This window comes from Sphingomonas sp. MS122 (assembly GCF_049532975.1).
Classification (GTDB): Bacteria; Pseudomonadota; Alphaproteobacteria; order Sphingomonadales; family Sphingomonadaceae; genus Sphingomonas.
Genome location: NZ_CP186695.1, coordinates 1,840,527 through 1,866,336, shown reverse-complemented (window position 1 = coordinate 1,866,336; position 25,810 = coordinate 1,840,527). Strand labels below are relative to the sequence as shown.

29 protein-coding genes are annotated in these 25,810 nt (G+C 70.0%); 15 read left to right on the top strand and 14 right to left on the bottom strand.

Annotated features, from left to right (window positions below):
• Positions 1-31 precede the first annotated feature (31 nt).
• From ACO227_RS08885 to gloB, 3 genes are read left to right on the top strand one after another with little or no spacing between them, the layout of a single operon-like run.
• Positions 32-484 (top strand): VOC family protein, encoded by a 453-nt coding sequence (locus tag ACO227_RS08885; protein WP_423606988.1) that lies wholly within the window; start codon positions 32-34, stop codon positions 482-484.
• A 6-nt stretch (positions 485-490) separates the two neighbouring features.
• Positions 491-1,579 carry an NAD(P)H-dependent flavin oxidoreductase gene (locus ACO227_RS08880; protein WP_423606986.1) on the top strand — a complete coding sequence of 363 codons (1,089 nt, stop codon included), beginning with the start codon at positions 491-493 and terminating at the stop codon, positions 1,577-1,579.
• Complete coding sequence (gene gloB, locus ACO227_RS08875; protein ID WP_423606984.1) at positions 1,576-2,304, top strand: hydroxyacylglutathione hydrolase; 729 nt, start codon at positions 1,576-1,578, stop codon at positions 2,302-2,304. Before ACO227_RS08880 ends, gloB begins: the two co-directional genes overlap by 4 nt.
• On the opposite strand, the gene ACO227_RS08870 is transcribed toward gloB, so the two are convergent.
• The 4 genes from ACO227_RS08870 to rsmI are packed head-to-tail and all read right to left on the bottom strand — an operon-like array spanning position 2,294 to position 5,122.
• Positions 2,294-2,899, bottom strand: coding sequence for a DedA family protein (locus ACO227_RS08870; protein ID WP_423606982.1), 606 nt, complete (start codon positions 2,897-2,899; stop codon positions 2,294-2,296). The genes gloB and ACO227_RS08870 overlap by 11 nt on opposite strands.
• A gap of 33 nt (positions 2,900-2,932) precedes the next feature.
• Positions 2,933-3,889: a glutathione synthase gene (gene gshB / locus ACO227_RS08865; RefSeq protein ID WP_423606981.1), complete on the bottom strand. Its 957-nt coding sequence runs from the start codon at positions 3,887-3,889 to the stop codon at positions 2,933-2,935.
• A 49-nt stretch (positions 3,890-3,938) separates the two neighbouring features.
• The gene (locus ACO227_RS08860; protein WP_423606979.1) at positions 3,939-4,292 is read right to left on the bottom strand and encodes a YraN family protein; all 354 of its coding nucleotides are present in this window, start codon (positions 4,290-4,292) and stop codon (positions 3,939-3,941) included.
• Complete coding sequence (gene rsmI / locus ACO227_RS08855; protein ID WP_423606977.1) at positions 4,289-5,122, bottom strand: 16S rRNA (cytidine(1402)-2'-O)-methyltransferase; 834 nt, start codon at positions 5,120-5,122, stop codon at positions 4,289-4,291. Before rsmI ends, ACO227_RS08860 begins: the two co-directional genes overlap by 4 nt.
• Positions 5,123-5,133: 11 nt before the next feature.
• Between rsmI and ACO227_RS08850 the strand changes: the two genes are divergently transcribed.
• Positions 5,134-6,324, top strand: a complete 1,191-nt coding sequence (locus ACO227_RS08850; RefSeq protein ID WP_423606976.1) for a penicillin-binding protein activator — start codon at positions 5,134-5,136, stop codon at positions 6,322-6,324.
• 163 nt (positions 6,325-6,487) lie between these two features.
• Here ACO227_RS08850 and hemW read toward each other — a convergent pair whose 3' ends face one another.
• Positions 6,488-7,630 carry a radical SAM family heme chaperone HemW gene (gene hemW, locus ACO227_RS08845; protein WP_423606974.1) on the bottom strand — a complete coding sequence of 381 codons (1,143 nt, stop codon included), beginning with the start codon at positions 7,628-7,630 and terminating at the stop codon, positions 6,488-6,490.
• A gap of 39 nt (positions 7,631-7,669) precedes the next feature.
• Here hemW and ACO227_RS08840 point away from each other — a divergent pair, with 39 nt between their 5' ends.
• Positions 7,670-8,233, top strand: a complete 564-nt coding sequence (locus tag ACO227_RS08840; RefSeq protein WP_423606972.1) for a CAP domain-containing protein — start codon at positions 7,670-7,672, stop codon at positions 8,231-8,233.
• Between the two features lie 6 nt (positions 8,234-8,239).
• Here the strand turns inward: ACO227_RS08840 and ACO227_RS08835 are convergent, their stop codons facing one another.
• Complete coding sequence (locus tag ACO227_RS08835; protein ID WP_423606970.1) at positions 8,240-8,662, bottom strand: YybH family protein; 423 nt, start codon at positions 8,660-8,662, stop codon at positions 8,240-8,242.
• Between the two features lie 250 nt (positions 8,663-8,912).
• Here ACO227_RS08835 and ACO227_RS08830 point away from each other — a divergent pair, with 250 nt between their 5' ends.
• The 3 genes from ACO227_RS08830 (at position 8,913) to ACO227_RS08820 (ending at position 10,983) form a co-directional block, all read left to right on the top strand.
• Complete coding sequence (locus ACO227_RS08830; RefSeq protein ID WP_423606968.1) at positions 8,913-9,065, top strand: DinB family protein; 153 nt, start codon at positions 8,913-8,915, stop codon at positions 9,063-9,065.
• Between the two features lie 119 nt (positions 9,066-9,184).
• Complete coding sequence (locus tag ACO227_RS08825) at positions 9,185-10,459, top strand: FAD-dependent oxidoreductase (protein WP_423606966.1); 1,275 nt, start codon at positions 9,185-9,187, stop codon at positions 10,457-10,459.
• Positions 10,456-10,983, top strand: coding sequence for a cupin domain-containing protein (locus ACO227_RS08820; RefSeq protein WP_423606965.1), 528 nt, complete (start codon positions 10,456-10,458; stop codon positions 10,981-10,983). Before ACO227_RS08825 ends, ACO227_RS08820 begins: the two co-directional genes overlap by 4 nt.
• Here the strand turns inward: ACO227_RS08820 and rdgB are convergent.
• The gene (gene rdgB, locus ACO227_RS08815) at positions 10,980-11,657 is read right to left on the bottom strand and encodes an RdgB/HAM1 family non-canonical purine NTP pyrophosphatase (protein WP_423606963.1); all 678 of its coding nucleotides are present in this window, start codon (positions 11,655-11,657) and stop codon (positions 10,980-10,982) included. The two genes, ACO227_RS08820 and rdgB, sit on opposite strands and share 4 nt — an antisense overlap.
• Complete coding sequence (gene rph, locus ACO227_RS08810) at positions 11,654-12,370, bottom strand: ribonuclease PH (protein ID WP_423606961.1); 717 nt, start codon at positions 12,368-12,370, stop codon at positions 11,654-11,656. The genes rdgB and rph overlap by 4 nt, the downstream gene beginning before the upstream one ends.
• 91 nt (positions 12,371-12,461) lie before the next feature.
• Here rph and ACO227_RS08805 point away from each other — a divergent pair, with 91 nt between their 5' ends.
• From ACO227_RS08805 to ACO227_RS08785, 5 genes are all read left to right on the top strand, one after another.
• Positions 12,462-13,001: a DUF6438 domain-containing protein gene (locus ACO227_RS08805; protein ID WP_423606959.1), complete on the top strand. Its 540-nt coding sequence runs from the start codon at positions 12,462-12,464 to the stop codon at positions 12,999-13,001.
• Between the two features lie 32 nt (positions 13,002-13,033).
• Positions 13,034-14,077 carry a heat-inducible transcriptional repressor HrcA gene (hrcA, locus tag ACO227_RS08800; RefSeq protein ID WP_423606957.1) on the top strand — a complete coding sequence of 348 codons (1,044 nt, stop codon included), beginning with the start codon at positions 13,034-13,036 and terminating at the stop codon, positions 14,075-14,077.
• A 51-nt stretch (positions 14,078-14,128) separates the two neighbouring features.
• Complete coding sequence (gene grpE, locus ACO227_RS08795; protein WP_423606955.1) at positions 14,129-14,677, top strand: nucleotide exchange factor GrpE; 549 nt, start codon at positions 14,129-14,131, stop codon at positions 14,675-14,677.
• A gap of 172 nt (positions 14,678-14,849) precedes the next feature.
• A complete protein-coding gene (locus ACO227_RS08790) occupies positions 14,850-17,591 on the top strand; it encodes a [protein-PII] uridylyltransferase (protein WP_423606953.1) in 2,742 nt (913 codons plus the stop codon).
• A gap of 223 nt (positions 17,592-17,814) precedes the next feature.
• Positions 17,815-18,213 (top strand): VOC family protein, encoded by a 399-nt coding sequence (locus ACO227_RS08785; RefSeq protein ID WP_423606952.1) that lies wholly within the window; start codon positions 17,815-17,817, stop codon positions 18,211-18,213.
• A 3-nt stretch (positions 18,214-18,216) separates the two neighbouring features.
• On the opposite strand, the gene ACO227_RS08780 is transcribed toward ACO227_RS08785, so the two are convergent.
• The 5 genes from ACO227_RS08780 to thrS form a co-directional block, all read right to left on the bottom strand.
• Entirely contained in the window at positions 18,217-18,738 is a 522-nt protein-coding gene (locus tag ACO227_RS08780; RefSeq protein WP_423606951.1) for a hypothetical protein, read from the bottom strand.
• Between the two features lie 75 nt (positions 18,739-18,813).
• Positions 18,814-19,347, bottom strand: a complete 534-nt coding sequence (gene infC / locus ACO227_RS08775; protein WP_423606949.1) for a translation initiation factor IF-3 — start codon at positions 19,345-19,347, stop codon at positions 18,814-18,816.
• Positions 19,348-19,497: 150 nt separating this feature from the next.
• Entirely contained in the window at positions 19,498-20,649 is a 1,152-nt protein-coding gene (locus tag ACO227_RS08770; RefSeq protein ID WP_423606947.1) for a hypothetical protein, read from the bottom strand.
• Between the two features lie 50 nt (positions 20,650-20,699).
• The gene (locus tag ACO227_RS08765) at positions 20,700-21,362 is read right to left on the bottom strand and encodes a helix-turn-helix domain-containing protein (protein WP_423606945.1); all 663 of its coding nucleotides are present in this window, start codon (positions 21,360-21,362) and stop codon (positions 20,700-20,702) included.
• The gene (gene thrS, locus ACO227_RS08760) at positions 21,359-23,359 is read right to left on the bottom strand and encodes a threonine--tRNA ligase (protein WP_423606943.1); all 2,001 of its coding nucleotides are present in this window, start codon (positions 23,357-23,359) and stop codon (positions 21,359-21,361) included. Before thrS ends, ACO227_RS08765 begins: the two co-directional genes overlap by 4 nt.
• Positions 23,360-23,444: 85 nt before the next feature.
• On the opposite strand from thrS, the gene ACO227_RS08755 reads away from it, so the two are divergent.
• Together ACO227_RS08755 and recF are read left to right on the top strand one after the other, a co-directional pair.
• Positions 23,445-23,810, top strand: coding sequence for a VOC family protein (locus ACO227_RS08755; protein ID WP_423606941.1), 366 nt, complete (start codon positions 23,445-23,447; stop codon positions 23,808-23,810).
• 214 nt (positions 23,811-24,024) lie between these two features.
• On the top strand, positions 24,025-25,086 hold the full coding sequence (gene recF, locus ACO227_RS08750) for a DNA replication/repair protein RecF (RefSeq protein ID WP_423606940.1): 1,062 nt from the start codon (positions 24,025-24,027) through the stop codon (positions 25,084-25,086).
• Position 25,087: 1 nt separating this feature from the next.
• Here recF and ACO227_RS08745 read toward each other — a convergent pair whose 3' ends face one another.
• Complete coding sequence (locus tag ACO227_RS08745) at positions 25,088-25,723, bottom strand: DUF4893 domain-containing protein (RefSeq protein ID WP_423606938.1); 636 nt, start codon at positions 25,721-25,723, stop codon at positions 25,088-25,090.
• Positions 25,724-25,810 lie beyond the last annotated feature (87 nt).

The following is a 25,810-nucleotide window of genomic DNA, read 5'->3' as shown; positions in this document are numbered from 1 at the left end:
CTATCTCAGGGCCGAAGCAAAAGAGGGTCCCATGAAATATCTCCACACGATGATCCGCGTCGCCGATCCCGACGCCACCGTCCGCTTCTTCGAGCTGATGGGCCTCAAGGAAGTGCGGCGGATGGAGAGCGAGAAGGGCCGCTTCACGCTGATCTTCCTGGCCGCTCCGGAGGATGTCGAGGCCGACGGCGAGCGCGCCCGAGCCGAGGTGGAGCTGACCTATAACTGGCCGCCCGAGGACGGCAGCGCGCCCGAGGAATATGCCGGCGGGCGCAATTTCGGGCATCTCGCCTATCGCGTCGACAATATCTACGAGACTTGCCAGCGGCTGATGGACGCGGGCGTCACGATCAACCGCCCGCCGCGCGACGGCCATATGGCGTTCGTGCGCACCCCCGACGGCATCTCGGTCGAGTTGCTGCAGGACGGCCATCTCGAGCCCGCCGAGCCGTGGGCGTCGATGCCGAATACCGGAAGCTGGTGAGCTGACGTGGCGGGCATCCTTTCCGGTTGGCCCGTCCGGAAGTTCCTGGCGCTGACTGGCGCCCGCGTACCGATCGTGCAGGCGCCGATGGCGGGCGCGGGCGGCGTGGCGCTGGCGGCCGCGGCAATCCGCGGCGGTGCGGTGGGATCGCTGCCCTGCGCCATGCTCACGCCCGATCGGGTGCGCGCCCAGGTCGCCGAGGTGCGGTCGCAGGCTGAAGGCCCGCTCAACCTCAATTTCTTCTGCCATGTGCTGGGCGAGCCACCTGACGAGGCGGGTTGGCGGCGCCTGCTCGCTCCCTTCTACGAAGCCGAGGGCGTCGGGCCGCCCGCGACGCCGCCACCGCTGCGCGCGCCGTTCGACGCGGCGATGTGCGATGCCGTGGTGGAGCTGCGCCCCAAGGTCGTCAGCTTCCATTTCGGCCTGCCCGAGCCGCCCCTGCTCGATCGTATCCGGGCAGCGGAGATCGTCGTGATCGGCAACGCGACCACCTTTGCCGAGGCACGATGGCTGCTCACCAGGGTCGACATGGTCATCGCGCAGGGGTTCGAGGCCGGCGGTCATGCCGGGCATTTCCTCGAGGGCTATCGGCCGGAGGGGACGCTGGCGCTCGCCCGCCGGATTGCGCTGGAGGCTGACGCGTTCCTGATCCCGGTGATCGCCGCAGGGGGAATTGGCGATGCCGAGGGGATTGCCGCCGCGCTGCGGTTGAGCACCGCCGCCGTACAGCTCGGCACCGCCTATCTCCATACCGCCGAAGCGACGATCTCCGCCGCGCACCGCGCCGCTTTGGGCGGCGAGACCGTGGTCACCAACCTGTTTTCGGGCGGCCTCGCCCGCGGCGTACGCAACAAGCTCACGGACGCGATCGGGCCGGTGCATCCCGGCGTGCCGCGCTTCCCCTATGCCTCGGCGGCATTGACAGAGCTTCGCCGCGTCGCCGAAGCCGATGGGCGCGGTGACTATTCACCGATGTGGGCCGGCCAGGCCGCAGACCTCGGCCGATCCTCGACCGGCGAGTCGCCCGAAGGCGCGCAGGCGTTGACCGAACGATTGGCGCGCGAGACGTTCGAACTGCTAGGAGAGACGCCATGATCGAGGTCGTCCGCATTCCCGCACTCAGCGACAATTACATCTGGCTCGCGCATGACGAGACCTCGGGCGAGACGATCGTGGTCGATCCGGCCGAGGCCGCGCCGGTGCTCGCCGCGGCGCAGGCGCGCGGGTGGACGATCGATGCGATCTGGAACACGCACTGGCATCCCGACCACACCGGCGGCAACGCCGCGATCAAGGAAGCGACGGGCTGTACCGTGATCGCCCCTGCCGCCGAGGCCGCGCGCATCCCCACCGCCGACCGGCTCGTCGCGGAAGGCGATACCGTGATGCTGGGCGACCATGCCGCGATGGTGCTGGAAGTGCCCGCGCATACCGCGGGGCACATCGCCTATCATCTGCCCGACGCGGCGATCGTATTCGTCGGCGACACGCTGTTCGCGATGGGCTGCGGGCGGCTGTTCGAGGGCACCGCCGAGCAGATGTTCGGCAACATGCAGCGGCTCGCGGCGCTGCCCGGGGAGACCGCGGTCTATTGCGCGCACGAATATACGCAATCGAACGGCCGCTACGCCCTCGTCGCCGAGCCGGACAACGCGGCGCTCGCCGAGCGCATGGCCGAGGTCGACCGGATGCGCGCGCAGGGACTGCCGACGGTGCCGACGACGATCGCGCTCGAGCGCGCCACCAACCCCTTCATGCGCGCGGAGAGCGTGGCGCAGCTCGCCGAGCGCCGCGCCGCCAAGGACAGCTTCAGGAGCTAGGGCGCTCCTGCCAGGTGACGACCCGCCAGAGATAATAGGCCAGCGCTACCACGGTGAAGCCGATCGCCAGCGGGCCGACATAGTCCTGCAGCTGCTCGAACCGCGACCCCAGCAGCAGCCCGGCATAGGCAAGGATCGCATTCCAGATCGCACTGCCGGCGAAGGTCGCGAGCAGGAAGCGCGGCAGCCCCATCCTGGCCATGCCCGCGGGCAGCGAGATCATCGTGCGGAAGGTGGGCAGGAAGCGGAACACGAACACCACCCACAGGCCATGCCGACGGAAAAAGCGGTTCAAACCCTCGACATCTTCCCAGCGCAGCGTGAGCCAGCGCCCATGGCGGTCGACGAACGGCCGGAGCCGCTGATAGCCGATCCAGCGCCCCACCGCGTACCAGAACAGGTTGCCGAGCGTGGTGCCCGCGGTGCCCCAGATCAGCAGCGGAGTCATGTTCATGTCGCCCCGCGCGACGGCCATGCCGCCGAACCCCATGATCACCTCGGACGGGATCGGCGGGAAGACGTTCTCGAGCGTCATCAGGATGAAGATCCCGACATAGCCGCCCCAGGCGATCAGGTTGAGGATGAACTCGGTCACTGGTGGGATTGAACCCGCGATGTGCGCAAAGGATCAGCCGCGCGCGGCGATGCGTGCCTCGATCGCATCCCAGATCATGCCGGCAGTGTCGGTGCCGTTGAACTTGTCGATCGCGACGATGCCGGTGGGCGAGGTGACGTTGATCTCGGTCAGCCATTCGCCGCCGATCACGTCGATGCCGACGAAGATCAGCCCCCGCTTCTTGAGCTCGGGCCCGAGCGCGGCGCAGATCTCCCGCTCCTTCGCGGTCAGCTCGGTCTTCGCGGCCACCCCGCCGACCGCGAGGTTGGAGCGGATCTCGCCCTCGCCCGGCACGCGGTTGACCGCGCCCGCGACCTCGCCGTCGACCAGCACGATGCGCTTGTCGCCCTGCGCCACGTCGGGGAGGAAGGCCTGGATCATGTGCGGCTCGCGATAGGCGGTATTGAACAGCTCGATCAGCGAGGAGAGGTTGGCGCCGTCGCGGCCGACCTTGAAGATCGCCTTGCCGCCGTTGCCGTGGAGCGGCTTGACCACGATCTCGCCATGCTGCGCGAGGAAGGCTTTCGCCTCGTCGAGGCTGCGTGTGACCAGCGTCGGCGGCATGAAGCGCGCGAAATCGAGCACCCACACTTTCTCGGGCGCGTTGCGGACGCTGGCGGGGTCGTTGACCACCAGCGTCCGGTCCGCGATCCGCTCGAGCAGGTGGGTGGCGGTGATGTAGCCGAGGTCGAAGGGCGGGTCCTGGCGCATGAGGACGACGTCGGCTTCCTCGCCGAGATCGAGCTTCACCGGGTCGCCGAAGCTGAAATGATTGCCCGCGACGCGCTGGACGGTCACCGGATGCGCGGTGGTCCAGACGCGGCCGTCGGCATAGTTGAGCGCTTCGGGCGCATAGTGGAACAGCCGGTGCCCGCGCGCCTGGCCTGAGAGCATCAGCGCGAAGGTCGAATCGCCCGCGATGTTGATCTGGTCGAGCGGGTCCATCTGGACGGCGACGGTCAGGGGCAAAAGTTCCTCCTTCGATTTCGCAGGCAGTTAGGGAGGCGGAGGCGGATTGTCACCCGATCCAGGCATTCTCGATGTAGCGCGGCCGGACCCCCGGGGCGAGGAGGAGGACGTCGACGCGGATGTCCTCGCCGTTGGTGGCATAGCGCGGCATCAGATATTCGGCGGCCGCGGCGACCCTGGCGAGGCGGCGCTCGTCGATCGCGAAGTCGAGCTCGGCCTGGGTCGCGCGGGTCTTGACCTCGACGAAGGCGATCAGCTTGCCGCGCTTCGCCACCAGGTCGACCTCGCCCGCGGGGGTGCGCACGCGGCGGTCGAGGATTCGCCAGCCGCGCAGCCGCAGATACCAGGCGGCGCGCGTCTCGCCGTCGCGCCCGGCCTGCTCGGCGACGCGGCGGTCCCTCACCCCTTCATCTCCATCGCCCGCGCATAGAGCGCCTTGCGGTCGAGGCCGAAGCGCCTGGCCACCTCGCCCGCCGCCTTGGAGACGGGGAGCCGGGTCAGCGCCTCGGCAAGGGCGGCGTCGGCGTCCTCGGCGCTGGCGGGCGGGGCCTCGCCGGGCGGGGCGACGACCATGACGATCTCCCCCTTGGGCGGGGCATCGGCATAGCGCGCGGCGAGCTCCGTCAAGCTGCCCGTCACGCATTCCTCGAACTTCTTGGTGATCTCGCGCACCACCGCCGCCTCGCGGTCGCCCAGCCCCTCGGCCAGCGCCGCCAGGGCGGCCGAGAGGCGCGGGCCCGATTCGTAGAAGACCAGGGTCGCGCGGACCGTCGCGACCTCGGCGATCGTCTCGGCGCGAGCCTGCTGCTTGGCGGGGAGGAAGCCCATGAACAGGAAGCGGTCGGTGGGAAGGCCCGCCAGCGTCAGCGCCGCGATCCCCGCGCAGGGGCCGGGAATCGTGGTCACCGCATGCCCCGCAGCGCGGGCGTCGCGCACCAGCTTGAAGCCGGGATCCGAGATCAGCGGCGTGCCGGCATCGGAGACCAGGGCCACCGCTTCGGAAGCCATCCGCGCCACCAGGCCGGGCCGGACCGCCTCGGCATTATGGTCGTGATAGGGGGTCATCGGGCGCTTCGCGCCGAGGTGCCGGAACAGCCCGGCCGTCACACGCGAGTCTTCGACCGCAACAATATCGGCGTTCAGGAGTATATGGGCCGCACGCGGGGACAAGTCGCCGAGATTGCCGATCGGCGTGGCGACGATGTAGAGGCCGGGGGCAAGCGTAGAAGTCATTGGGGAGCGTCATGGCAGAGGCAGCAGTGAAACCGCAACGGGGCTTTGCCTCGCTGCTCCGGAGTTTGGTCATCGCCGGGGCCCTTGCCGTCTCGGCCTGCGTCCGGCCGTCGGGCCCGCCGCCCGCCCCGACTCGGCCCGAGCCCGCGCCGGTGCGCCCCGCCCCGGGCCCTGTCCGCCCCGGCCTGCCCGAGGAAGACACCGCGCGCCACCGCGTCGCGCTGCTGGTGCCGCTGTCGGGCACCAATGCCGGGGTCGGGCGCAGCCTGTCCAACGCGACCCAGCTCGCGATCCTCGACACCAAGGCCGAGGATGTGCGCATCACCACCTATGACACCGCCACCGGCGCCGCCGCCGCCGCGCAGCGCGCGCTGGCCGACGGCAACAAGCTGATCCTCGGCCCGCTGCTCGCCGAGGATGCGCGCGCGGTCGCGCCGATCGCGCGGCGGGCCGGGGTGCCGGTGCTGAGCTTCTCCAACGATGCCAGCGTCGCGGGCAACGGCACCTACCTCATGGGCTATGCCCCCGCCCAGTCGATCGAGCGCGTGGTCGACCATGCCCGGCGCAGCGGCGTCACCCAATTCGCCGGGCTGATGCCGACCGGCCTCTATGGCGAGCGCGCCTCGACCGCCTTCCTGCGCGCGGTCGAGGGGGCGGGCGGCAAGGTCACCGCGCTCGAGACCTATAACCGCGGCGCGGTGAGCCAGGCGATCGCCCGGCTCGCGCGCTCGCCCTTCCAAGCGGTGCTGATCGCCGACAGCGCGAGCGGCGCGGCCGCCGCGGTCCCCGGCCTCCGCCGCGCGAGCCCGGGCGCGCGCGTGCTGGGCACCGAGCTGTGGAACAGCGATTCGGGCGTAGGCGGGCTCACCGCGCTCAACGGGGCGTGGTTCGCGAGCGTCTCGGACAGCTATTACCGCCAATACGCCGCCAAGTATCGCGCGCGGTTCGGCGCGGCGCCCTACCGGCTCTCGACGCTGGGCTATGATTCGGTGCTGCTGACCGTACGCATTGCGCAGGGCTGGCGGCCGGGCGACGCGTTCCCGACCGAGCGGCTGAGCGACCGCGACGGGTTTGCGGGGCTCGACGGCGCCTTCCGCTTCGGCCGCGACGGCATCGCCGAGCGCGCGCTCGAGGTGCAGGAGATCCGCGGCGGCACCACCGTCACGGTCTCCCCGGCGCCGCAGGGGTTCGGCGGCCGCTGAGGAGAATTCGGCACGCGCGTTTTTTGCGTGTGTCCACTTGTTCCATCTTGGCCGATTGTCAAAGAGCGTGCCGGCGTCCCGGCACCGCTATGCGAGCAAATGGATTCCAACATTGCAGGCGCGGCAGGTTCTCGCTGCCTTTCAGTGACTTGAGGCCCAGCGCCTAGCCGCGGACGATCTCGCGGAGCAGGGCTTCGAGGACCGGCATGCCGGCGTCGGTCACGGCGAGCCGGTCGTCAAAGTGGAACAAGTAACGCACGAAGTTGGCGTTCGCGACCTTGGCCATGTCCAACGCCCCCTCCGGAACGTCGCGCAAGTCGATCCCCTCGGTCAGGCGCAGGCCCATGACGAGTCGCTCCATCGCCGCCTCCCGGTCGGAAAGCGGGGTCTCCTCCTGCAAGCCGCTGCCGTTGCGGGTCACCGCGGCGAGCCAGTTCTCGGGCTTCTTGTGGCGCAACGTCGCGAGGCCGCCGCGGCGGCCATGCGCGCCCGGACCGATCCCGGCATAGTCGGTGTAGCGCCAGTAAGCGAGGTTGTGGCGGCTCTCGGCGCCCGGGCGGGCGTGGTTCGAGACCTCGTAGCGCGGCAGGCCGGCGGCGGCGGTGAGCGACTGGGTGACCTCCCACAGGTCGGCGGCCTCGTCTTCGCCGGGGATCGTCAGCTCGCCCCTGGCGGCGAGCGTGGCGAAGCGCGTGCCGGGCTCGATCGTGAGCTGGTAGAGCGAGAGATGCTCGGTGCCGAAGCCGAGCGCCCGGGTCAGCTCGGCCTCCCATGCCGCCACCGACTGCCCGGGGCGGGCATAGATCAGGTCGAAGCTCACCCGGCCGAAATGGCGCTGCGCGGTGGCGAGCGCGGCGAGCCCCTCCTCGACCCCATGCGCGCGGCCGAGGAAGACCAGGGCATCGTCGTCGAGCGCCTGCAGCCCGAGCGAGACGCGGTTGACCCCGGCGGCGGCGAGGTCGGCGAAACGCGCCGCCTCGACCGAGGAGGGGTTGGCTTCGAGCGTGACCTCGAGATCGCCGGCCGGCGCCCAGGCCGCGGTCGCCGCGTCGATCACCGCCGCCACCGTTTCGGGCGGCATCAGCGAGGGCGTGCCGCCGCCGAAGAAGATCGAGCCGAGCCGCCGCCCCGGCAGCAAAGCCGCCTCATGCGCGAGATCGGCGAGCATCGCCTTGCGCCACGCCTCCTGGTCCACCACGTCGCGGACATGGCTGTTGAAGTCGCAATAAGGGCATTTGGACACGCAGAACGGCCAATGGACGTAGAGCGCGAGCGGCGGGGTGTTCGACGGTTGGGAAGCGTTCATCGCGGGCGCGCTATGCGCTTGTTGGGAGGCTTGCGAAAGATGCTGTTGCTACCCTTGTTCCTGCTTGCCGCCTGCTCGCCCGCGCAGGAGCCGCCCGACCGCGTGCCAGAGCGCATCATCGAGCCGCGCCGGTTCGAGGCGAACGCGCCGCGCGGCGGCGAGCGGCTGCGCGCGGCGATGCTCGAGCTGCACAACGAAGCGCGCGCCGATGTGCGGATGCCGCCGCTGGCGTGGGACGAGCGGCTGGCCGAGGATGCCGAGGACTATGCCCGGGAGCTCGCCCGGCGCGGCGTGTTCGAGCATTCGAAGCAGCCGGGCGGTCCCGCGGCGCAGGGCGAGAATCTGTGGACCGGCACGCGCGGCGCCTATCGCTACGAGGAGATGGCGCAGCACTGGATCGACGAGCGCCGCCACTTCGTGAACGCGCCGATCCCCAATGTCAGCCGCACGGGCCGGCTCGTCGATGCCGGGCATTACAGCCAGATCGTGTGGGCGCGCACGACGCGGGTCGGCTGCGCGCTCGCGAGCAACCGGCGCGACGATTACCTGGTGTGCCGCTATTCGCCCGCAGGCAATGTGTGGGGACAGCGGGCGCTGCCCTGAGTTGCCTCACGCACCGCGCTGCGCCAGCGCCTGACGCATCAGCTCCGGCGCGAGCGCGACCGAGATATGCTCGTGCGCGATCCGCCATTGCCCGCCGCGCTCGCGCCATTCCGCGGTCACCCGCACGCGATAGTCGATCGCGGCGCCCGCGCGCGCCGCGAATCGGACATGCGCGACATAGTGGCTGAGGGCCAGGTCGCCGGCGCCATCCACTTGCAGATGCTCGACATCGAACGCGATTGCGCCCTCGACCCCTTCGAACCACGCTTCGAAATTGCGGCGATAGGCTGCGGCGCCCTCGACCCGCAGCGGCGGGCGGAGGTCGAACACGATCACGTCGGGCGCATAATGCGCCATCAGTGCCTGGATATCCTTGGCGCGGATCGCCTGCGCCAGCGTGCCGACCCGTTCGACGACCTGCTCTTGCATCACGTTCTCCACGCAGGGGGCCGCCCGACCTACGCATCGAGGCATCGAAGGTTGCACGGTCAGGGCGGAACTGCGCGCGCCTGGTCTCGATGCTCAGCAAGCCGGCGCGATTCGCGGCGCGGCGCACACCGGCCGCAGATAACCGACCACCGTCACGGCCGACTGGTATGTCTCCTATGCCGATATCCTGACGCCTGCCGGGCGCGACGAGATTGTCGACTTCACCTTTTCGAACGGCGCGCCGGGGCGGATGTCGCGCGGCGACATGCTGCTGCACATCGCGATGCACGGCACCTATCACCGCGGCAATATCGGCGTGATCCTGCAGAAGAACGGAATCGAGCCGAATGCGGACCGGCTGACCGATTTCCTCGCCGCGGAGCGGACGCTGGAAGCGGCGTGAACGGGCGCGGTTACCCCGAATGGCCGGCGCCTTACCCGGCGGCGGCGTAGCGGCGCCGGCCGCGAGGCGGTTCAATCGCGCTCGCGGCGGCGACGGGCGCCGCTCCTCCGGGGACGAACATGCGCGGGTCGGAGAGCGAACGGGAGGATCGTGCGGTGTCGCGGCGCGGCGTGCTGGCGGCGGCGGGCGTGCTGGCCGGGGCGTCGTCGATGCCGGCACGCGCGCGGGCGCGCGCTTCGGGCGGCTGGGACTTCATCGTCGTCGGCGCGGGCGTGTTCGGCGCCTGGACCGCATGGACGCTGCGGCGGCGAGGACATTCGGTGCTGCTGGTCGACGCCTGGGGCGCGGCGCATTCGCGCGCTTCCTCGGGCGGGGAGACGCGGCTGATCCGCACCGAATATGCCGGCAACGCACTCTACACGCGCTGGGCATGGGAATCGCTGACCGAGTGGCACGCGCTGTCGAAGCGGCTCGGCAGCCCGATCTTCCACGAAACGGGCGCGCTCTACCTCTATCCGGCGGACACTGCGCAGATCGACCGCAGCATCGCGATCCAGCGCGCGCTGGATATTCCGATCGAGAAGCTCGCCGCGCCGGAGCTGGCGCGGCGCTGGCCGCAGATCGGTCTCGACGGCATCGCGGTGGGGGTGATGCAGCCGACGATGGGCGCGCTGATGGCGCGGCGCAGCGTCCAGGCGCTGGTCGAGGCGTTCGTGGCCGCGGGCGGGAGCTTCCGCCAGTTCGCGGTTGCGCCGCCGCGCTCGGCGCGTGCCGCGCTGGACGCGGTCACCTCGGCGGACGGGAGCGCGCTCGAGGCCAGCCATTTCATCTTCGCCTGCGGACCATGGCTGCCCAAGCTGTTTCCGGACGTGGTCGGCGCGCGGATCGTGCCGACGCGGCAGGACGTGTTCTTCTTCGCACCCAAGGCCGGCGACGGCCGGTTCGGCGGCACGAAGCTGCCCGCCTGGGTCGATGTGAGCAGCGAGGATCTGCATTACGGCTTTCCCGACATCGAGGGCCGCGGCTTCAAGATCGCGCTCGACCGGCACGGGCCGAGCTTCGATCCCGACAGGTTCGACCGCCGCATCACCGACCGCGCACTGGCCGAGGTGCGCGCCTATCTCGCGCGGCGCTTCCCCGACCTGGCGCGACGCCCGCTCGCCGAGGCGCGGGTCTGCCAGTACGAGAACAGCGACAACGGCCATCTGCTGATCGACCGCCACCCCGGCTGGAGCAATTGCTGGATCGCCGGCGGCGGGAGCGGCCACGGCTTCAAGCACGGCCCCGCAGTGGGGCGCTATGTCGCCGATCTGGTGCTGGGCACCGGCCGGGCCGAACCCGCCTTCGCGCTGGCGGCGCACAGGATTCATGGCGAGGCGGAGGAACGATCATGACCGACGCGAAGCTCAACCGCCGCGCGGCGTTTGCTGCGGCGGGCACTTGTTTCGCGATGCTGAGCCAGCGCGCGCTCGCCGGCGAGTCCGCCGCCAAGCCCAAGGCTCGCTTCACCAAGGACGGCGAGGCCGAGGGGATGCGCGAGGTCGCCGGCATCCATCGGGGCAAGGGCAAGGGCCGGATCAAATGGTTCCGCTTCGCCAACGAACCCTGGCCCGCGCATTTCATGATCTACGACCTGCCGCCGGGCGCGAGCGAAGGCGTGCACGTCCATTTCCTCGACGACCGCAACAAGGAAGGCGCGTTCGACGAATATTACTACATCATCAGCGGTGCGGGACAGATGGAGATCGACGGCGCGATCGTCCCGGTCAAGGCGGGCGACCATGTCCACACGCCGCTGGAGGTGGCGCACGGCGTCGAGAACACCCATCCGACCGAGGATCTGCGCGTCTTCCTGACCTTCATCGCGCGGGCCGGGAAGCCCTATCCGCTGCCCGGGGCGGAGCCGGCGATGGGCTAGAACACCGCGGCGACGAGCTGGCGGAAGGCGTCGGCGCGGTGGCTCATCGCGTGCTTCGCCGCCGGGTCCATCTCGCCGAAGGTCTCGGTATGGCCGTTGGGGAGGAACATCGGGTCGTAGCCGAAGCCGTTGGCGCCGCGCGGCGGCCAGACGAGCGTGCCATCGACCCGGCCCTCGAACCACTCGACATGGCCGTCGGGCCAGGCGAGCGCGAGCGCGCAGACGAAATGCGCGCTGCGGCTGGTTCCGGGAGGCAGCGCCTCCAGCTTCTCGTTTACGCGGTGCATGGCGAGGCCGAAATCGCGGCCCTCGAACCCTTCGCCAAATTTCGGTTCGATGCCGGGAATGCCGGGATCGCCCAGACCCCAGCGCGCCGAGAAGATGCCGGGCTCGCCGCCCAGCGCCTCGACGCACAGCCCCGAATCGTCGGCGAGCGCGGGCAGGCCCGAGAGGTCGGCGGCCTGCATCGCCTTGAGCTCGGCATTGGCGACGAAGGTGGTGCCGGTCTCGTCGGGCTCGGGCAGGCCGAGCGAGGCGGCGCTGACCGGCTCCATGCCATAGGGGGCGAGCAGCTCGCGGATCTCGCGCACCTTGCCCTCGTTGTGGCTGGCGATGACGAGCTTGCCCGGGGCGAGCTTGCGGATCGCCTGGGGGGTGTCGCCCTCGCCGCTCACCGGCCGACCGCCTTGAGCTGGGCGGCGAAGATGTCGGCGCAGCCGATCCGCGCGAGGCGGAGCAGGCGAAGCAGCCCCTCCTCGTCGTAGCAGGCGCCCTCGGCGGTCGCCTGCGCCTCGGCGATCTTGCCGTCGGAGAGCAGGACGAAATTGGCGTCGGCGTCGGCGGCGCTGTCCTCGTCATAGTCGAGGTCGAGCACCGGGGTGCCCTGGTAGATGCCGCAGCTGACCGCGGCGACCTGCTGCCGGACCGGATCGCGCTCGAGCGCCCCCGACTGGAGCAACTTGTCGACCGCGAGGCGCAGCGCCACCCAGGCGCCCGAGATCGCCGCGGTGCGGGTGCCGCCATCGGCCTGGATCACGTCGCAGTCGAGCGTGATCTGGCGCTCGCCGAGCGCGGCGAGGTCGGTGACGGCGCGCAGGCTGCGGCCGATCAGCCGCTGGATCTCCTGCGTGCGGCCCGACTGCTTGCCCTTCGCCGCCTCGCGGCTGCCGCGGGTGTGAGTCGCGCGCGGGAGCATGCCGTACTCGGCGGTGACCCAGCCCTGCCCCTTGCCGCGCAGGAAGGGCGGCACGCGCTCCTCGACGCTGGCGGTGACCAGCACCTTGGTGTGGCCGAAGGCGATCAGCACCGAACCCTCGGCATGGACGGTGAAGTTGGGCTCGATCGAGATCGCGCGCATCTGGTCGGGGGCGCGGCCGCTGGGGCGCATATCGGGAATCTCCTGTGGCTGTCAGGTGCGGCACCTAGACGGCGCGGGCGGAACGCGCCAGTCTCCACGCGCGATCCATCGGGAGTAGACGATGCGGCGGTTGGTTGCGGTGATGCTGCTTGGCGTGGCGGTGACGGGGTGCCGGGGGATCATTCCCGAGCGCGGCGGCGCGGCGGCGGGGGCGGGGCCTGCATCCGCGCCGGCGCGCGAGGCGATCACCGCGATCGAGTATGAGGCGGGACCGTGCTTCGGCAAATGCCCGGTCTACTCGTTCAGCGTATCGAGCGACGGCGCGGGCACCTTCATCGGCCTGCACAACACGCAGGTCAGCGGCGAGCGCGACTTCCGCCTGACCCCCGCCGAGTTCGAGGCATTCGCCGCCGCGCTCGCGCCCTATCGCCCCGCGCCGGCAACCGAGCGGAGCTATGCCCCGGGGCGGCCGGAATGCCCGATGGGGGCGACCGATCTTCCGAGCGTCAGCGTCCGCTGGGAATATGCCGATGCGCGCACCAGCCAGCTCCGCTACAATTTCGGCTGCAACGGCGAAGCGAACCGCGCGATGGCCGACGCGCTCGGCAACGCGCCCGACCTGATCCCCGCGCTGGCGCCGCTGATCGGCGCGCGGCCTTGAGTGAGCGTGTGATCGCGCTAAATCACTGAATCGTGACCACCCCGCCGATCACCGAGCTGACCGATCGCGCGCGCGACATTTTTCGCGTGGTGGTGGAATCGTATCTTGAGGCGGGGCAGCCGGTGGGGTCGCGGACGATCTCGCGCGTGGCGGGGCTCAACCTCTCGCCCGCCTCGATCCGCAACGTGATGCAGGACCTCGAGGAATTCGGGCTGCTCGCCGCGCCGCATACCAGCGCGGGGCGGATGCCGACCGAGCTGGGCCTCAGGCTGTTCGTCGACGGGATGATGCGCGCGTCCGAGCCCTCGGCCGAGGAGCGCGCCGCGATCGAGGCGCGGGCGGGGACCGGCGGGCCGGTCGAGGAGGCGCTGGCGAACACCACTGCGGCGCTGTCCGGGCTGTCGGCATGCGCGGGGATGGTACTGGTGCCCAAGGCCGAGCGCGTGCTGCGCCAGTTCGGCTTCGTGCCGCTGGGGCAGGATCGCGCGCTCGCGGTGCTGGTGGGCGAGGACGGATCCGTCGAGAACCGCGTGGTCGAGCTGCCGGCCGGCATGCCCGCCGCCGCGCTGGAGCAGGCGGCCAACTATCTCACGGCGACGCTCGGCGGGCTGACGCTGAGCGAGGCGCGCGCGCGGGTCGAACGCGAGCTGCGCGCCGAACGCGCGGCGCTCGACGATGCCGCGCGGGCGCTGGTCGAGCGGGGCTTGGCGGTGTGGTCGCAGGATGGCGGCGACCGGCCGGTGCTGATCGTGCGCGGCCAGGCGCGGCTGCTCGACGCGGCGGCGGCCGACGACCTCGACCGGGTCAGCCAGCTGCTGGACGAGCTCGAGGGCAAGGAGGAGATCGCCCGGCTGCTCGACAGCGCGCGCGAGGGCGAGGCGACGCGGATCTTCATCGGTTCCGAGAACAAATTGTTCGCGCTGTCGGGCTCGTCGGTGATCGCCAAACCGGTTCGTGCGTTGGACGGCCGCGTGGTCGGCGTGGTGGGCGTCATCGGACCGACACGGTTGAACTATGCCCGCGTCGTGCCCATGGTGGATTTCACCGCCGCCACCCTCGCCAGGTTGCTGGCGTAAAACTGAAGAATTCCAGATTGCTGGCCTGAAACATCAAGAAAAACAGGGACTATGACCGAAGAAGACAAGACCGAGACGACCGAGGACCTTCGCCGCGAAACCGCCGACGAGGCTCCCGAAGTCGCCGACCACGACCGCGTCGCCGCGCTCGAGGCGCAGCTTGAGGAGGCGCAGAACGCCACGCTCTACGCCCGCGCCGAGGCGCAGAACCTGCTGCGCCGCGCGCAGAAGGAAGCCGAGGACGCGCGCGCCTATGCCGCGACCAGCTTCGCGCGCGACATCCTGTCGGTCGCGGACAATCTGTCGCGGGCCCTCTCCGCGATTCCCGAGGAATTGCGCGAGGACGAGAAGATGAAGGGCCTGGTCGCCGGGCTCGAGGCGACCGGCCGCGAGCTCGATTCGGTGTTCGCGCGGCACGGCATCTCCAAGGTGTCGGCGCTGGGCGAGGCGCTCGACCCCAACCGCCACCAGGCGATGATGGAAGTGCCGAGCGCCGACGCCGAGCCGGGCACGATCGTGCAGGAGATCCAGTCGGGCTACATGATCAAGGACCGGCTGCTGCGCCCGGCGCTGGTCGGCGTGGCGCGGAAGGCGGATTGAACTCGGCCCGAAGGACGATACCGTCACCCCCGGCCTCGAGCCGGGGCCGAGCTGCCTTTCCGGAGATGAAGAAGCCCGGTCCCGGGTCAAGCCCGGGATGACGTAGGGAGCGGCTTGGACGACGTGGCGTGGTGGGTAGCGCCCGTCTCCCGCTTCCCCTATCTGCCCTGGCATGTCCGCGCGCTTCGATTCCGTCCCCAACCGCCGCGCGATCGTCGATCGGCGGGCGCTGGCGGACGAGCTCGCGGCGCTCGACGCGCGCGACACGATGCGGCTGCGCCAGGCCGCGGCGCTGCGACTCAAGGCGGCGCTGGAGGCGGGGCACGAGGAGATCGCGCGGCGGCTGACCGAGCATCCCGCGCGCGGGCACGAGAGCGCGGCGAGCGGCGCGTTCCTGATGGACCAGCTGCTCCGCGTGCTGTGGGACTTCACCGTCACGCGCCTCTATCCCAACAGCAACCCGAGCGCGGCCGAGCGCATGACGCTGGTCGCGGTCGGCGGATATGGCCGCGGCGAGATGGCGCCGTTCAGCGACGTCGACATCGCCTTCATCACCCCGTGGAAGCAGACCAGCTGGAGCGAGCAGGTCATCGAATCGATGCTCTACTCGCTGTGGGACATGGGGCTGAAGGTCGGCCATTCGTCGCGCTCGCTCGACGAGATGGTGCGCGAGGCCAAGAACGACGTGACGATCCGCACCGCGCTGCTCGAAGGGCGGTACGTTTGGGGCGACACCGAAGTCTATGACCAGGCCAGCCTGCGCTTCCGCAACGAGGTGCAGAAGGACAGCGCGCGCGCCTTCATCGCGCAGAAGCTGGACGAGCGGAACGAGCGGCACCGCAAGATGGGCGACAGCCGCTATGTCGTCGAGCCCAACCTCAAGGAGGGCAAGGGCGGGCTGCGCGACCTCCACACCTTGTTCTGGATCGGGAAATACACCTATGGGGTGCGCGAGCCGGCCGAGCTGGTCGGCGCGGGGCTGCTGACCAAGCTCGAATATCGCCAGTTCCGCCGCGCCGAGAATTTCCTGTGGGCGGTGCGGTGCCATCTGCACCACATCGCCGGGCGCGCCGAGGACCGCCTGACCTTCGACTTCCAGCGCGAGATCGCCGAGCGCATGCGCTACGCCGACCGGCCGGGCAAGTCGAAGGTCGAGCGCTTCATGCACTTCTACTTCCTGCAGGCGAAGATGGTCGGCGACCTGACCGGCGTGTTCCTCGCGCATCTCGACGAGAAGTTCGCGGCGCGCGGGAGCCGCTTCGGGCTGCCGCGCATCCGCCGCTCGCCGGCCAAGCTCAAGGGCTTCGTGCTCGACCGCGGGCGGCTGGCGCTGCCGCGCGACAGCTTCTTCGCCGAGGAGCCGGTGCGGCTGCTGGAAGTGTTCCAGCTCGCCGACCTGCACGGGCTCGAGGTGCACCCGCTGACGATGCGCGCCGCGGCGCGCGACGCCAAGCTGATCGACGACAAGCGCAACGACCCGCGCGCGAACGCGCTGTTCATGGACGTGCTGACGTCGCCGCGCGATCCCGAGACGGTGCTGCGCTGGATGAACGAGGCGGGGGTGTTCGGGCGCTTCGTGCCCGACTTCGGCCGCGTCGTCGCGCAGATGCAGTTCGACATGTACCACCACTACACGGTGGACGAGCATTCGATCCGCGCGATCGGGCTGCTAGCGAGCATCGAGAAGGGCGAGGCGCGCGAGGACCATCCGCTGGCGAGCGGCATCCTCGACCAGATCGCCTCGCGCCGGGCGCTGTACGTCGCGGTGCTTCTCCACGACATCGCCAAGGGGCGCGGCGGCGACCATAGCGTGCTCGGCGCCGAGGTGGCGCTGAAGCTGGGGCCGCGGCTCGGCCTCTCGCCCGCGGAGACCGAGACGGTGGCGTGGCTGGTGCGCTGGCACTTGCTGATGTCGGCGACCGCGTTCAAGCGCGACCTGTCGGACTTCAAGACGATCCTCGACTTTGCCGAGGTGGTGCAGTCGCCGCAGCGGCTGATGATGCTACTGGTCCTCACCATCGTCGACATCCGCGCGGTCGGGCCGGGCGTGTGGAACGGGTGGAAGCGCCAGCTGCTCACCAACCTCTTCGACAGCGCCGAGGAGGTGCTGCGGCTCGGCCACAAGCAGCGCGGCCGCGGCGAGCGCATCACCGCCAAGCAGGAGGCGCTCGCCGCGGCGCTGGGCCGCGACGTGAGCGCGCTGATCAAGCGGCTGCCGGAAGCCTATTGGGTGGCCGAGCCCGAGGACGTGATCGAGCGCAACGCGCGCTTCATCGAGCGCGCGGGCCAGGCGCAGCTGTCGGTCGAGGCGACGGTCTATCCCGATCGCGGCGCGACCTTGGTGACGGTCTATGCCGCCGACCATGCCGGCCTGTTCTACCGCATCGCCGGCGCGATCCACGCCGCGGGCGGCAACATCATCGACGCGCGCATCCATACGACGCGCGACGGCATGGCAATCGACAATTTCCTGGTGCAGGACCCGCTCGGCCGCCCGTTCGACGATCCGGGGCAGCTGGCGCGGATCGAGACGGGGATCGCCGAAGCGCTGGCCAACCGCGCCAAGCTGACCGAGCGGCTCGCCGCGAAGCCGCTGCCGCGGCCGCGCGCGGATGCCTTCCCGATCGAGCCCGCGGTGCTGATCGACAACAAGGCGTCGAACCGCTTCACGGTGATCGAGGTGAATGCGCGCGACCGGCCGGCGCTGCTCCACCACCTCGCCTATGCCCTATTCCAGTCGAAGGTGACGATTCACTCGGCGCATGTCGCGACCTATGGCGAGCGCGCGGTCGACACCTTCTACGTGACCGACCTGACCGGCGACAAGATCAATGCGACCCTGCGGCTGAAGTCGCTCGAGCGGCGGATGCTCGATGCCGCGATGGGCCTGGGGGAATTCGCGACGGCGGCGTGAGATATCCGGCACCGGTTGCCGATCGCGTCGATCGTCGTCCCGGCCTCGTACCGGGATCCACGCCTCCCATGCGACGCGTCCGAACCCCCTGCGCATTGCCCGCCTCCCGGTGGATCCGGCACGGGGCCGGGGATGACGGAGAGAGGGTGGGCGTTCTCCGCCTAGGCGTACCGGACTTTGCGCTCTAGGATCGCACCTTCGCCAACCGCAAGGAGACACTCCGATGGGCGTACTCGGGATGGGCGGCCTGTTCTTCCGGGCGAAGGACCCGGACGCGCTGAACAGCTGGTATCGCGAGCATCTGGGCATCGGTGCCGGGTGCAGCGCCGACGAAGCAGACATGGGCGGGGGCGAGCCCGACGAATGGTTCTGGCAGACGCAGGGCGGGCCGATGGTGTTCGCACCGTTCAAGGCCGACACCGACTATTTCGCGGCGGACAAGGCGTTCATGATCAACCTGCGCGTCCGCGACCTCGAAGGGCTGCTCGAGCAGCTCAACGCGGCGGGGATCGCGATCATCACCAAGGACGAATGGGACACGCCCGAGACCGGCAAGTTCGCGCGGATCCACGATCCCGAAGGCAATGCGATCGAGCTGTGGGAGCCGCCGGCTGCCGTCTGAGTTTCAGATGAGGTCCGTCGATTCGAGATAGGCGCGCCACTGCGCAGTCGCGTCGTCGAACAGCGTGTCGCTGGCATGTGCCCGGCTATCCGCACCGTGATAGATCAGCACATATTCGCGCGGCGTGCCGGAGAAGGCCGCAAAATGGACCAGCTCCACCGTTCCCGCGAGCCAGTGGGAATCGCGATGAATACCGTGCTTGGCAGTGTTGGCGATATCGCGAAAGGCCGGCTGCATCGGCACCGCCGACCCGATCGCCTGCAACAGCGCCACTTTGGTGACGCCGTTGGCCCGATCACGTCGGAGCAACTGGCCGATCGCCCAATCCTCCAACGATTGTGCGGTGATCGCAAAGTTGATCGCGCCGAACACCAGCCCTTCCAGGTCGAACGGGCTGGATTCGCGTGCTGTCTGCAACCGCCGCGCTTCCCATGAGAGTTTCCCCCAAAGCTGCCGCGCGTCGACGAACAGGGGAAGCAGGCGATCAGGAGTTTCGCCCGAGGAAGGTGTTCGGCGCTTCGACATGAGCAGGGTCCACGCGTCGCAAAGAGCGAACGGCCGGAAAAGGGGAGGCCGCACGCGGCCCCCGGCCGTTCCTCTTTACTTCGGCGCCAGCACCATCAGCATCTGGCGGCCTTCCATGCGCGGATAGGACTCGACCTTGGCGTCCTCGGCGGTGTCCGCCTGGACGCGCTGGAGCAGCGCCATGCCGAGCTGGCCGTGGCTGAGCTCGCGGCCGCGGAAGCGCAGGGTGACCTTCACCTTGTCGCCCTCGCCGATGAACTTGTGGATCGCCTTCATCTTCGTATCATAGTCGTGATCGTCGATGTTCGGACGCATCTTGATCTCCTTGATCTCCTGCGTCTTTTGCGACTTGCGCGCGGCATTGGCCTTTTTCTGGGCCTCGTACTTGTACTTGCCGACATCGAGGAACTTGGCGACGGGCGGGTCGGCGTTGGGCGACACCTCGACCAGGTCGAGGCCGAGCTCCTGCGCCTGTTCCATCGCTTCGCGCGTGTACATCACGCCCAGATTCTCGCCCTCATGGTCGATCACGCGGACCTTGGGCGACTGGATGAATTCATTGAAGCGCGGGCCGGTGGGCACCGGGGGCGCGAACCCGCGCCGGGACATGGGAGGACGTATGGAGGCTTCTCCTGTTACAGTTCTAAGCGGTCAAGATAGCGCGCCGCAGCCCGACAGGGTAGCCCTGCCGCGCGAGTCGGACGAAAAAGCCACACGCTGTGGCGCGGGCGCTACGTCGATATGGGGCCGGAATGCCGCTCAGGCAAGCGGCCAGAGCCGATCGGCGGGCCGTTCGAGCACGCGCGACGCGGCGGCGTGGAGGCTTTCGGGCGCGAGCCGGCCCGCCGCCGCGGCCGTGGCGGTCCACTGCTCGATGTCGCCGCCGGTCTCGACCCATTTGTCCTGGCGCAGCAGGCCGTAGAGCGCGGCGGCGAGGACGTGGATGCCATCATCGGCCCGGCGCCAGCGGTCGGCCGGGTTGCGCGCGACGCCGAGCGCCTCGCTGATCAGCTGGTCGAGCGCCTCGCACATGTCCTCGTTGAGCATGCCGTCGAGCGTGGTGTAGCCCCATTTGGGGTCATGCTCGCGGACGATGCGCGGGATCAGCGGGTCCTTCGCCAGCACCGCGAGCGCCGCCCTGGCCGCGGGGCCGTCCATCGGGAAGGGCGGGTGCAGCATCTCGTGCGCGGCGATGCGGACGGTGGTGGCGGTGTCGTAATCGGCGGCCTGGAGGAAGGTCTGGCCCTGCATCTTGGCGCCGTGCGGCTTGGAGAAGGCGAGCAGCACGACGTTGATCACCGGATCGAAGGTGCGGCCGGTGAGCTTCTCCTGCCAGTGCACCACGTCGTAGCCGGCGAGCGCGCGCGTGACCTCGGCGATGCGATCGTCGAACCCGGCGCCGAGCTTGTCGCGGCGGAAGGCGGCGAAGCCGGCGTCGCGCAGCGCGGTGAAGACGCGGACCAGGCGCGAGGCATTGGCCTTGAGCCAGTCGAAATCGGCGTCCTCGCGGCTCGGGTTCTTGACGAACGCCGGGCGCACCTTGCCCTCGAGGTCGGACAGCAAGGCGATCACCGAAGCGAGCGTGGTGACCCCCGCCCCGCTCAGGATGTTGGCGAGCACCGGCCAGAGCAGGCCGAAGGTGGATTTGTCGGCTTCGTCGGCGAGCCTGGGGATGTCGGCGCGGACCTCCGCCGGGAGCTTGGGGCCGAAGGCGTCGGCCTCGGCGGCGTAGCGCGCGCGGTAGAGATCGCGGCCGGACAGCGCGCCGAGGAAGGCGATCGCGTCGAAGCCCTCCGAGCCGGTCACGTTCCAGCGCGTGCGCATCGGCGGTTTCGCCATCTGCGCGAAGGCGGGGCGCGCGGGCAGCAGAGGGAGCGCGAGCGCGGCGGCGAGGAGATTACGGCGGTTCATGACTGTGCTATTAGCCTATAGCACCCCCGCCCGCTTGAACGGACTTTGCCCTAGGGCAGCAAACGCAGCCGCGCCGGCGAGAGGCCGGTCAGCGCCACGGCGGCGCGCGAAAAATGCGCCTGATCGGCGAAACCGTGCTCGGCGGCGAGCGCGGCGAGCGTGCCGTGCCAGCCGGTCAGCGCCCGCACCGCACGGCGGGTGCGCAGCTCGAGCCGGAAGCGCTTGGGGCTGACGCCATAGGCACGCGCGAAGCCGCGGCTGACCGAGGCCGGGTCGAGGCCGGTCGTGGCGGCCCAGTCGCGAATCGGAAGCGATGGGTCACGGTCCAGCGCGGCGGCGAGCAGGTCGGGCCAGTCGCCGGGAGTCGCCGTGGCGGTCGTCGCGGTGTCGCGGACCAGCTCGGCCGCGGCCAGCGGATCGCGGCCGGCGAGGCGGGCCACCGCATCGGGATCGGCGAGGCGCACCGGCCCCTCGGCGAGGCCGGCGGGCAGCGGCAGGTTGAGCACTCGCGCACCCTTGGCGCCGAAGCCGTCCTGATGCGCCGACCAGGCGTGATGGACCACCGCCATCCCCGCCTGCGCGCGGATGCGGCCGCGCTCGCCCGCTTCGAGATAGCCGCCGTCGAGCACGACCGCGACATAGCCTTCGGCGTGCCGGTGCCGCGCCAGCCGCTCGCCCGCGCCGTGGCGGCCGATGGCGGCGTGGACGGTCACCCCCGCAGGTCCGGCGGCGTGCCCTCGCCCTTGAGCCAGGCGATCGCCTCCGCGAGCGGGATCACGCGCTGGCCCTCGACGCCGAGGGTGCGGATCGCGACGGTGCCCTCCTCCGCCTCGCGCTTGCCGACCACCAGCAAATGCGGGACCTTCGCAAGGCTGTGCTCGCGCACCTTGTAGTTGATCTTCTCGTTGCGCAGGTCGCTGTCGGCGCGGATGCCCGCGGCCTTGAGCTGGGCGACGGCGTCCCTGGCATAGTCGTCGGCGTCGGAGACGATCGTCGCGACCACCGCCTGGACCGGGGCGAGCCAGGCGGGCAGGCGGCCGGCGAAATGCTCGATCAGGATGCCGATGAAACGCTCGTACGAGCCGAAGATGGCACGGTGGAGCATGACCGGGCGGTGGCGCTCGCCATCCTCGCCGACATAGGTCGCGTCGAGCCGCTCGGGCAGCACGCGGTCCGACTGGATCGTGCCGACCTGCCAGGTGCGGCCGATCGCGTCGGTGAGGTGCCATTCGAGCTTGGGGGCGTAGAAGGCACCCTCGCCCGGCAGTTCCTCCCAGCCATATTCCTCGGTGGCGAGGCCGGCGCGGACCACGGCGTCGCGCAGCTCGGCCTCGGCCTGGTCCCACATTTCCTCGGTGCCGAAGCGCTTGTCCGGGCGCAGCGCGAGCTTGATCGAGTAGGTGAAGCCGAAGTCCTTGTAGATGCGGTCGGCGAGGCGGCAGAATGCCTGCACCTCGTCGACGATCTGGTCCTCGCGGCAGAAGATATGCGCGTCGTCCTGGGTGAACTGGCGCACGCGCATCAGGCCGTGGAGCGCGCCGTGCGGCTCGTTGCGGTGGCAGCAGCCATTCTCGTAGAAGCGCAGCGGCAGGTCGCGGTACGACTTGATCCCCTGCTTGAAGATCAGGATGTGCGCCGGGCAGTTCATCGGCTTGAGCGCCATCCATTCGGCGTCGTCCGAGACGAGCGGGCCGTCCTCCTCGGTGTTGGGCACCTCGTCGGGGATGACGAACATGTTCTCGCGATACTTGCCCCAGTGCCCGGAGGCCTCCCACTGGCGCGCGTCCATCACCTGCGGCGTCTTGACCTCGCGATAGCCGGCGGCGTCGATCGCGCGGCGCATATAGGCCTCGAGCTCGCGCCAGATCATATAGCCCTTGGGGTGCCAGAAGACGCTGCCATGGGCCTCCTGCTGGAGGTGGAACAAGTCCATCTCCTGGCCGAGCTTGCGGTGGTCGCGCTTGGCCGCTTCCTCGAGCTTGTGGAGGTGCGCGTCGAGTTGCTTCTTGTTGAGCCAGCCGGTGCCGTAGATGCGCGTGAGCTGGGCGTTCTTCTGGTCGCCGCGCCAATAGGCACCCGCGACGCGCATCAGCTTGAATGCCTGCGGATCGAGCTTGCCGGTCGAGGCGAGATGCGGGCCGCGGCACATGTCGAGCCAGTCGCTGCCGCTCCAATAGACGGTGAGCTCCTGGCCCTCGGGCAGTTCCTTTGCCCATTCGGCCTTGAAGGTCTCGCCCTCGGCCTCCCATTTCTCGATCAGCTGCTGGCGGCTCCACACCTCGCGGCGCAGCGGCTTGTCGGCGCGGATGATCTCGCGCATCTTCTCCTCGATCGCGGGCAGGTCGTCCATCGAGAAGGGTTCGCGCGAGGCCGGGGCCATCACGTCGTAGTAAAAGCCGTCCTCGGTCGCCGGACCGAAGGTGATCTGCGTACCCGGCCACAGCGCCTGCACCGCCTCCGCCAGCACGTGCGCGAAATCGTGGCGCGCGAGTTCGAGCGCATCGGCCTCGTCGCGCGAGGTGACCAGCGCGAGGTTCGCATCGCCCTCCAGCGGGCGGGTGATGTCGCGCAGTTCGCCGTCGACGCGCGCGGCGATCGCCGCCTTGGCGAGGCCCGGACCGATCGCCGCGGCGATGTCCGCCGGGGTGGTCCCCGGGGCTACCTCGCGGACGGAACCGTCGGGCAGCGTAATTCGGAACATCTCGGACACGGGATCGGTGCTTTCTGTTAGGAGGTCGTCGGAGCGCGGCTTATGCCCGCGCGAGAGCGATATAGGCAAGAAGGCAGACGAAACGATGCCCGACCACCGACCCGAGCATGTCGTGACGGCGATTCTGCCGTGCCACGACCTCGACCGCAGCCAGGCATTCTACGAGCGGCTCGGCTTCGTGCTGGAGAGCGATTATGGCGACTATCGCAGCCTGAGCGACGGCAAGGGCTGGGACCTGCATCTGCGCGCCGAGGACATGTCGAAGCTGCAGGCGCCGTACAATCCGTTCGGGCTGTACCTCTATGTCGAGGACGTCGACGCGGTGGCGGACCGTGTGCGCGAGGCGATCATCGAGCCGGGCGCGCCGCACCTCAAGCCATGGGGGACGTACGAGTTCGCAGTGAGCGATCCCGACGGGGTGCTGGTGCGCGTGGGGCGGATCGCGCGGTAGGCGCAAGCGCAAGAAGCTTCTTCGCGCGGAGGACGCGGAGATGCTGGTTGCCGGATTGGCGGCACCCACGCCTCGAGCGGCACCGATTGGCGCGCGTCGAATATGCGCGGACGCTGCGCGCAACAGGCGTCATCTCTGCGTCCTCCGCGCCTCCGCGTGAATCAACTCGTTGCCACGCTATCCGCCCGCCCACCATCGCGCTAGAGGCGGTCGAATGGCCCTCGCCCGCCTCGTCCTCACCGATTTCCGCAACCATGCGGCCGCGTCGCTGACGCCCGGTACGGGGTTCGTGGTGCTGACCGGGGACAATGGCGCGGGCAAGACCAATGTGCTCGAAGCTGTGTCGCTGCTCGCGCCCGGACGGGGCCTCAGGCGCGCGCCGCTGCCCGAGATCGCGCGGCAGGGCGGCAGCGGCGGGTTCGCGGTGGCGGCGACACTGGCCGAAGGCGTCGAGATCGGCACGGGGACGCAGCCGGTGGCGCCGGAGCGGCGCGTGGTACGCGTCAACGGCGCGGCGGCGGCGGCGGCGAGCCTTGCAGAATGGCTCACCGTGCTGTGGCTGACCCCGGCGATGGACCGGCTGTTCGTCGAACCGGCGAGCGGGCGGCGCCGCTTCCTCGACCGGCTGACGCTGGCGCTGGCGCCAGGCCATGCGCACCACAGCGCGCGCTACGAGGCGGCGATGCGCGAGCGCAACCGGCTGCTGGCGGCGGACGAGCCCGCCGATCCCGATTGGCTGAGCGCGCTGGAGGCGCGGATGGCCGAGCATGGCGCGGCGATCGATGCGGCACGGCGCGGCGCGGTCGCGGCGCTGGCGGCGCGGCTGGCGGACCAGCCCGAGGGGCCGTTCGCGCGGGCGGGACTCGCGCTGGAGGGCGAGGCGGTGGCCGAGCTGGCGCGCGAGCTGCGCGCCGGACGGGCGCGCGACGCCGCCGCGGGGCGCACGCTCGCAGGGCCGCATCGCCAGGATCTCGCCGTCACGCATCTCGGCAAGGGACAGGCGGCGCAGCTCTGCTCGACCGGGGAGCAGAAGGCGCTGCTGCTCGGCATCGTCCTCGCCCATGCCGAGCTGGTCGCCGACCGCACCGGCCGCGCCCCGATCCTGCTGCTCGACGAGGTCGCCGCGCATCTCGACCCCAGCCGCAGGCGCGCCCTGTTCGAGCGGCTCGCGGGGCGCGGGCAGGTATGGATGACAGGCACCGAAGCGGCGCTGTTCGAGGGGATCGGCGAAGCGACGCGCTATGCGGTGCGCGACGGCGTGATGGCCGCGAGCTAGCTCAGCTCGCCTGGCGCTCGACCGGCACCGGCGTCAGTTCGAGGATGTCGAGATCCTGCTCGCCCACTGGCACGACCATGCGCCAGCGGAACGGGCCGACGCGCTCGACCACCCCGGCGACGTCGCGCGCCTGATCGGTGCCGTAGACCAGTGAATTGTCCCCTTCCGCGCGTTGCAGCGCGCCGACGAAGGTATAGCGCTTCTCGGTCTTGTAGAGATGCCCGGCGGGCAGGTCGCTGCCGGTCTGCTTGGTGAAGTTGAGTTCGCCATTGGACGTGCCGACATGGCAGAAATGCGTGGGGAAGCTGCGCATCCGGCGCGCGCCGGCGCGGCGGCCGAGCCGGATCAGGCGGCAATTATAGGAGCCGGGGCTGAGTTCGGGATGATCGAGCGCGGCGCCTGGCTCGAGCAGCGCGCCCTCGGCCGTGCGCACGCGTCCGGTCGACTGGCCCCATGCGGCACGCCAGATCGCCGGCAATGAGTCGATCCGCGCCTGGTCCGCCGGCCGAATCACCTGGCCGGCGCCGCCATCGTCGACGATCTCGACCTGCGACGCGCTGGCCATCACGGTTTCGCGCCTCGCGGCGCAACCCGCCAGGACGAACGAGACAAGGACGGCGAGTACAATGCTACGCATATGGATGCCCCCCGGCACACGGATAAGACACGGTTAACGCCTAGTCGCCAAAGTACGTTAAAAAATAGTTAACATCCCGCGCGTCCG

Coding starts and splice junctions, on each gene's coding strand:
- rsmI (WP_423606977.1), bottom strand. CDS start 5,122: ATGACTTCTACGCTTGCCCCCGGCCTCTACATCGTCGCCACGCCGATC.
- grpE (WP_423606955.1), top strand. CDS start 14,129: ATGACCGAAGAAGACAAGACCGAGACGACCGAGGACCTTCGCCGCGAA.
- gloB (WP_423606984.1), top strand. CDS start 1,576: ATGATCGAGGTCGTCCGCATTCCCGCACTCAGCGACAATTACATCTGG.
- ACO227_RS08770 (WP_423606947.1), bottom strand. CDS start 20,649: ATGAACCGCCGTAATCTCCTCGCCGCCGCGCTCGCGCTCCCTCTGCTG.
- ACO227_RS08850 (WP_423606976.1), top strand. CDS start 5,134: ATGGCAGAGGCAGCAGTGAAACCGCAACGGGGCTTTGCCTCGCTGCTC.
- ACO227_RS08785 (WP_423606952.1), top strand. CDS start 17,815: ATGGGCGTACTCGGGATGGGCGGCCTGTTCTTCCGGGCGAAGGACCCG.
- rph (WP_423606961.1), bottom strand. CDS start 12,370: ATGCGCCCCAGCGGCCGCGCCCCCGACCAGATGCGCGCGATCTCGATC.
- recF (WP_423606940.1), top strand. CDS start 24,025: ATGGCCCTCGCCCGCCTCGTCCTCACCGATTTCCGCAACCATGCGGCC.
- ACO227_RS08835 (WP_423606970.1), bottom strand. CDS start 8,662: ATGCAAGAGCAGGTCGTCGAACGGGTCGGCACGCTGGCGCAGGCGATC.
- ACO227_RS08885 (WP_423606988.1), top strand. CDS start 32: ATGAAATATCTCCACACGATGATCCGCGTCGCCGATCCCGACGCCACC.
- infC (WP_423606949.1), bottom strand. CDS start 19,347: ATGTCCCGGCGCGGGTTCGCGCCCCCGGTGCCCACCGGCCCGCGCTTC.
- ACO227_RS08820 (WP_423606965.1), top strand. CDS start 10,456: ATGACCGACGCGAAGCTCAACCGCCGCGCGGCGTTTGCTGCGGCGGGC.
- ACO227_RS08830 (WP_423606968.1), top strand. CDS start 8,913: ATGTCGCGCGGCGACATGCTGCTGCACATCGCGATGCACGGCACCTAT.
- ACO227_RS08825 (WP_423606966.1), top strand. CDS start 9,185: ATGCGCGGGTCGGAGAGCGAACGGGAGGATCGTGCGGTGTCGCGGCGC.
- ACO227_RS08840 (WP_423606972.1), top strand. CDS start 7,670: ATGCTGTTGCTACCCTTGTTCCTGCTTGCCGCCTGCTCGCCCGCGCAG.
- ACO227_RS08805 (WP_423606959.1), top strand. CDS start 12,462: ATGCGGCGGTTGGTTGCGGTGATGCTGCTTGGCGTGGCGGTGACGGGG.
- ACO227_RS08755 (WP_423606941.1), top strand. CDS start 23,445: ATGCCCGACCACCGACCCGAGCATGTCGTGACGGCGATTCTGCCGTGC.
- ACO227_RS08780 (WP_423606951.1), bottom strand. CDS start 18,738: ATGTCGAAGCGCCGAACACCTTCCTCGGGCGAAACTCCTGATCGCCTG.
- ACO227_RS08745 (WP_423606938.1), bottom strand. CDS start 25,723: ATGCGTAGCATTGTACTCGCCGTCCTTGTCTCGTTCGTCCTGGCGGGT.
- ACO227_RS08790 (WP_423606953.1), top strand. CDS start 14,850: ATGTCCGCGCGCTTCGATTCCGTCCCCAACCGCCGCGCGATCGTCGAT.
- hemW (WP_423606974.1), bottom strand. CDS start 7,630: ATGAACGCTTCCCAACCGTCGAACACCCCGCCGCTCGCGCTCTACGTC.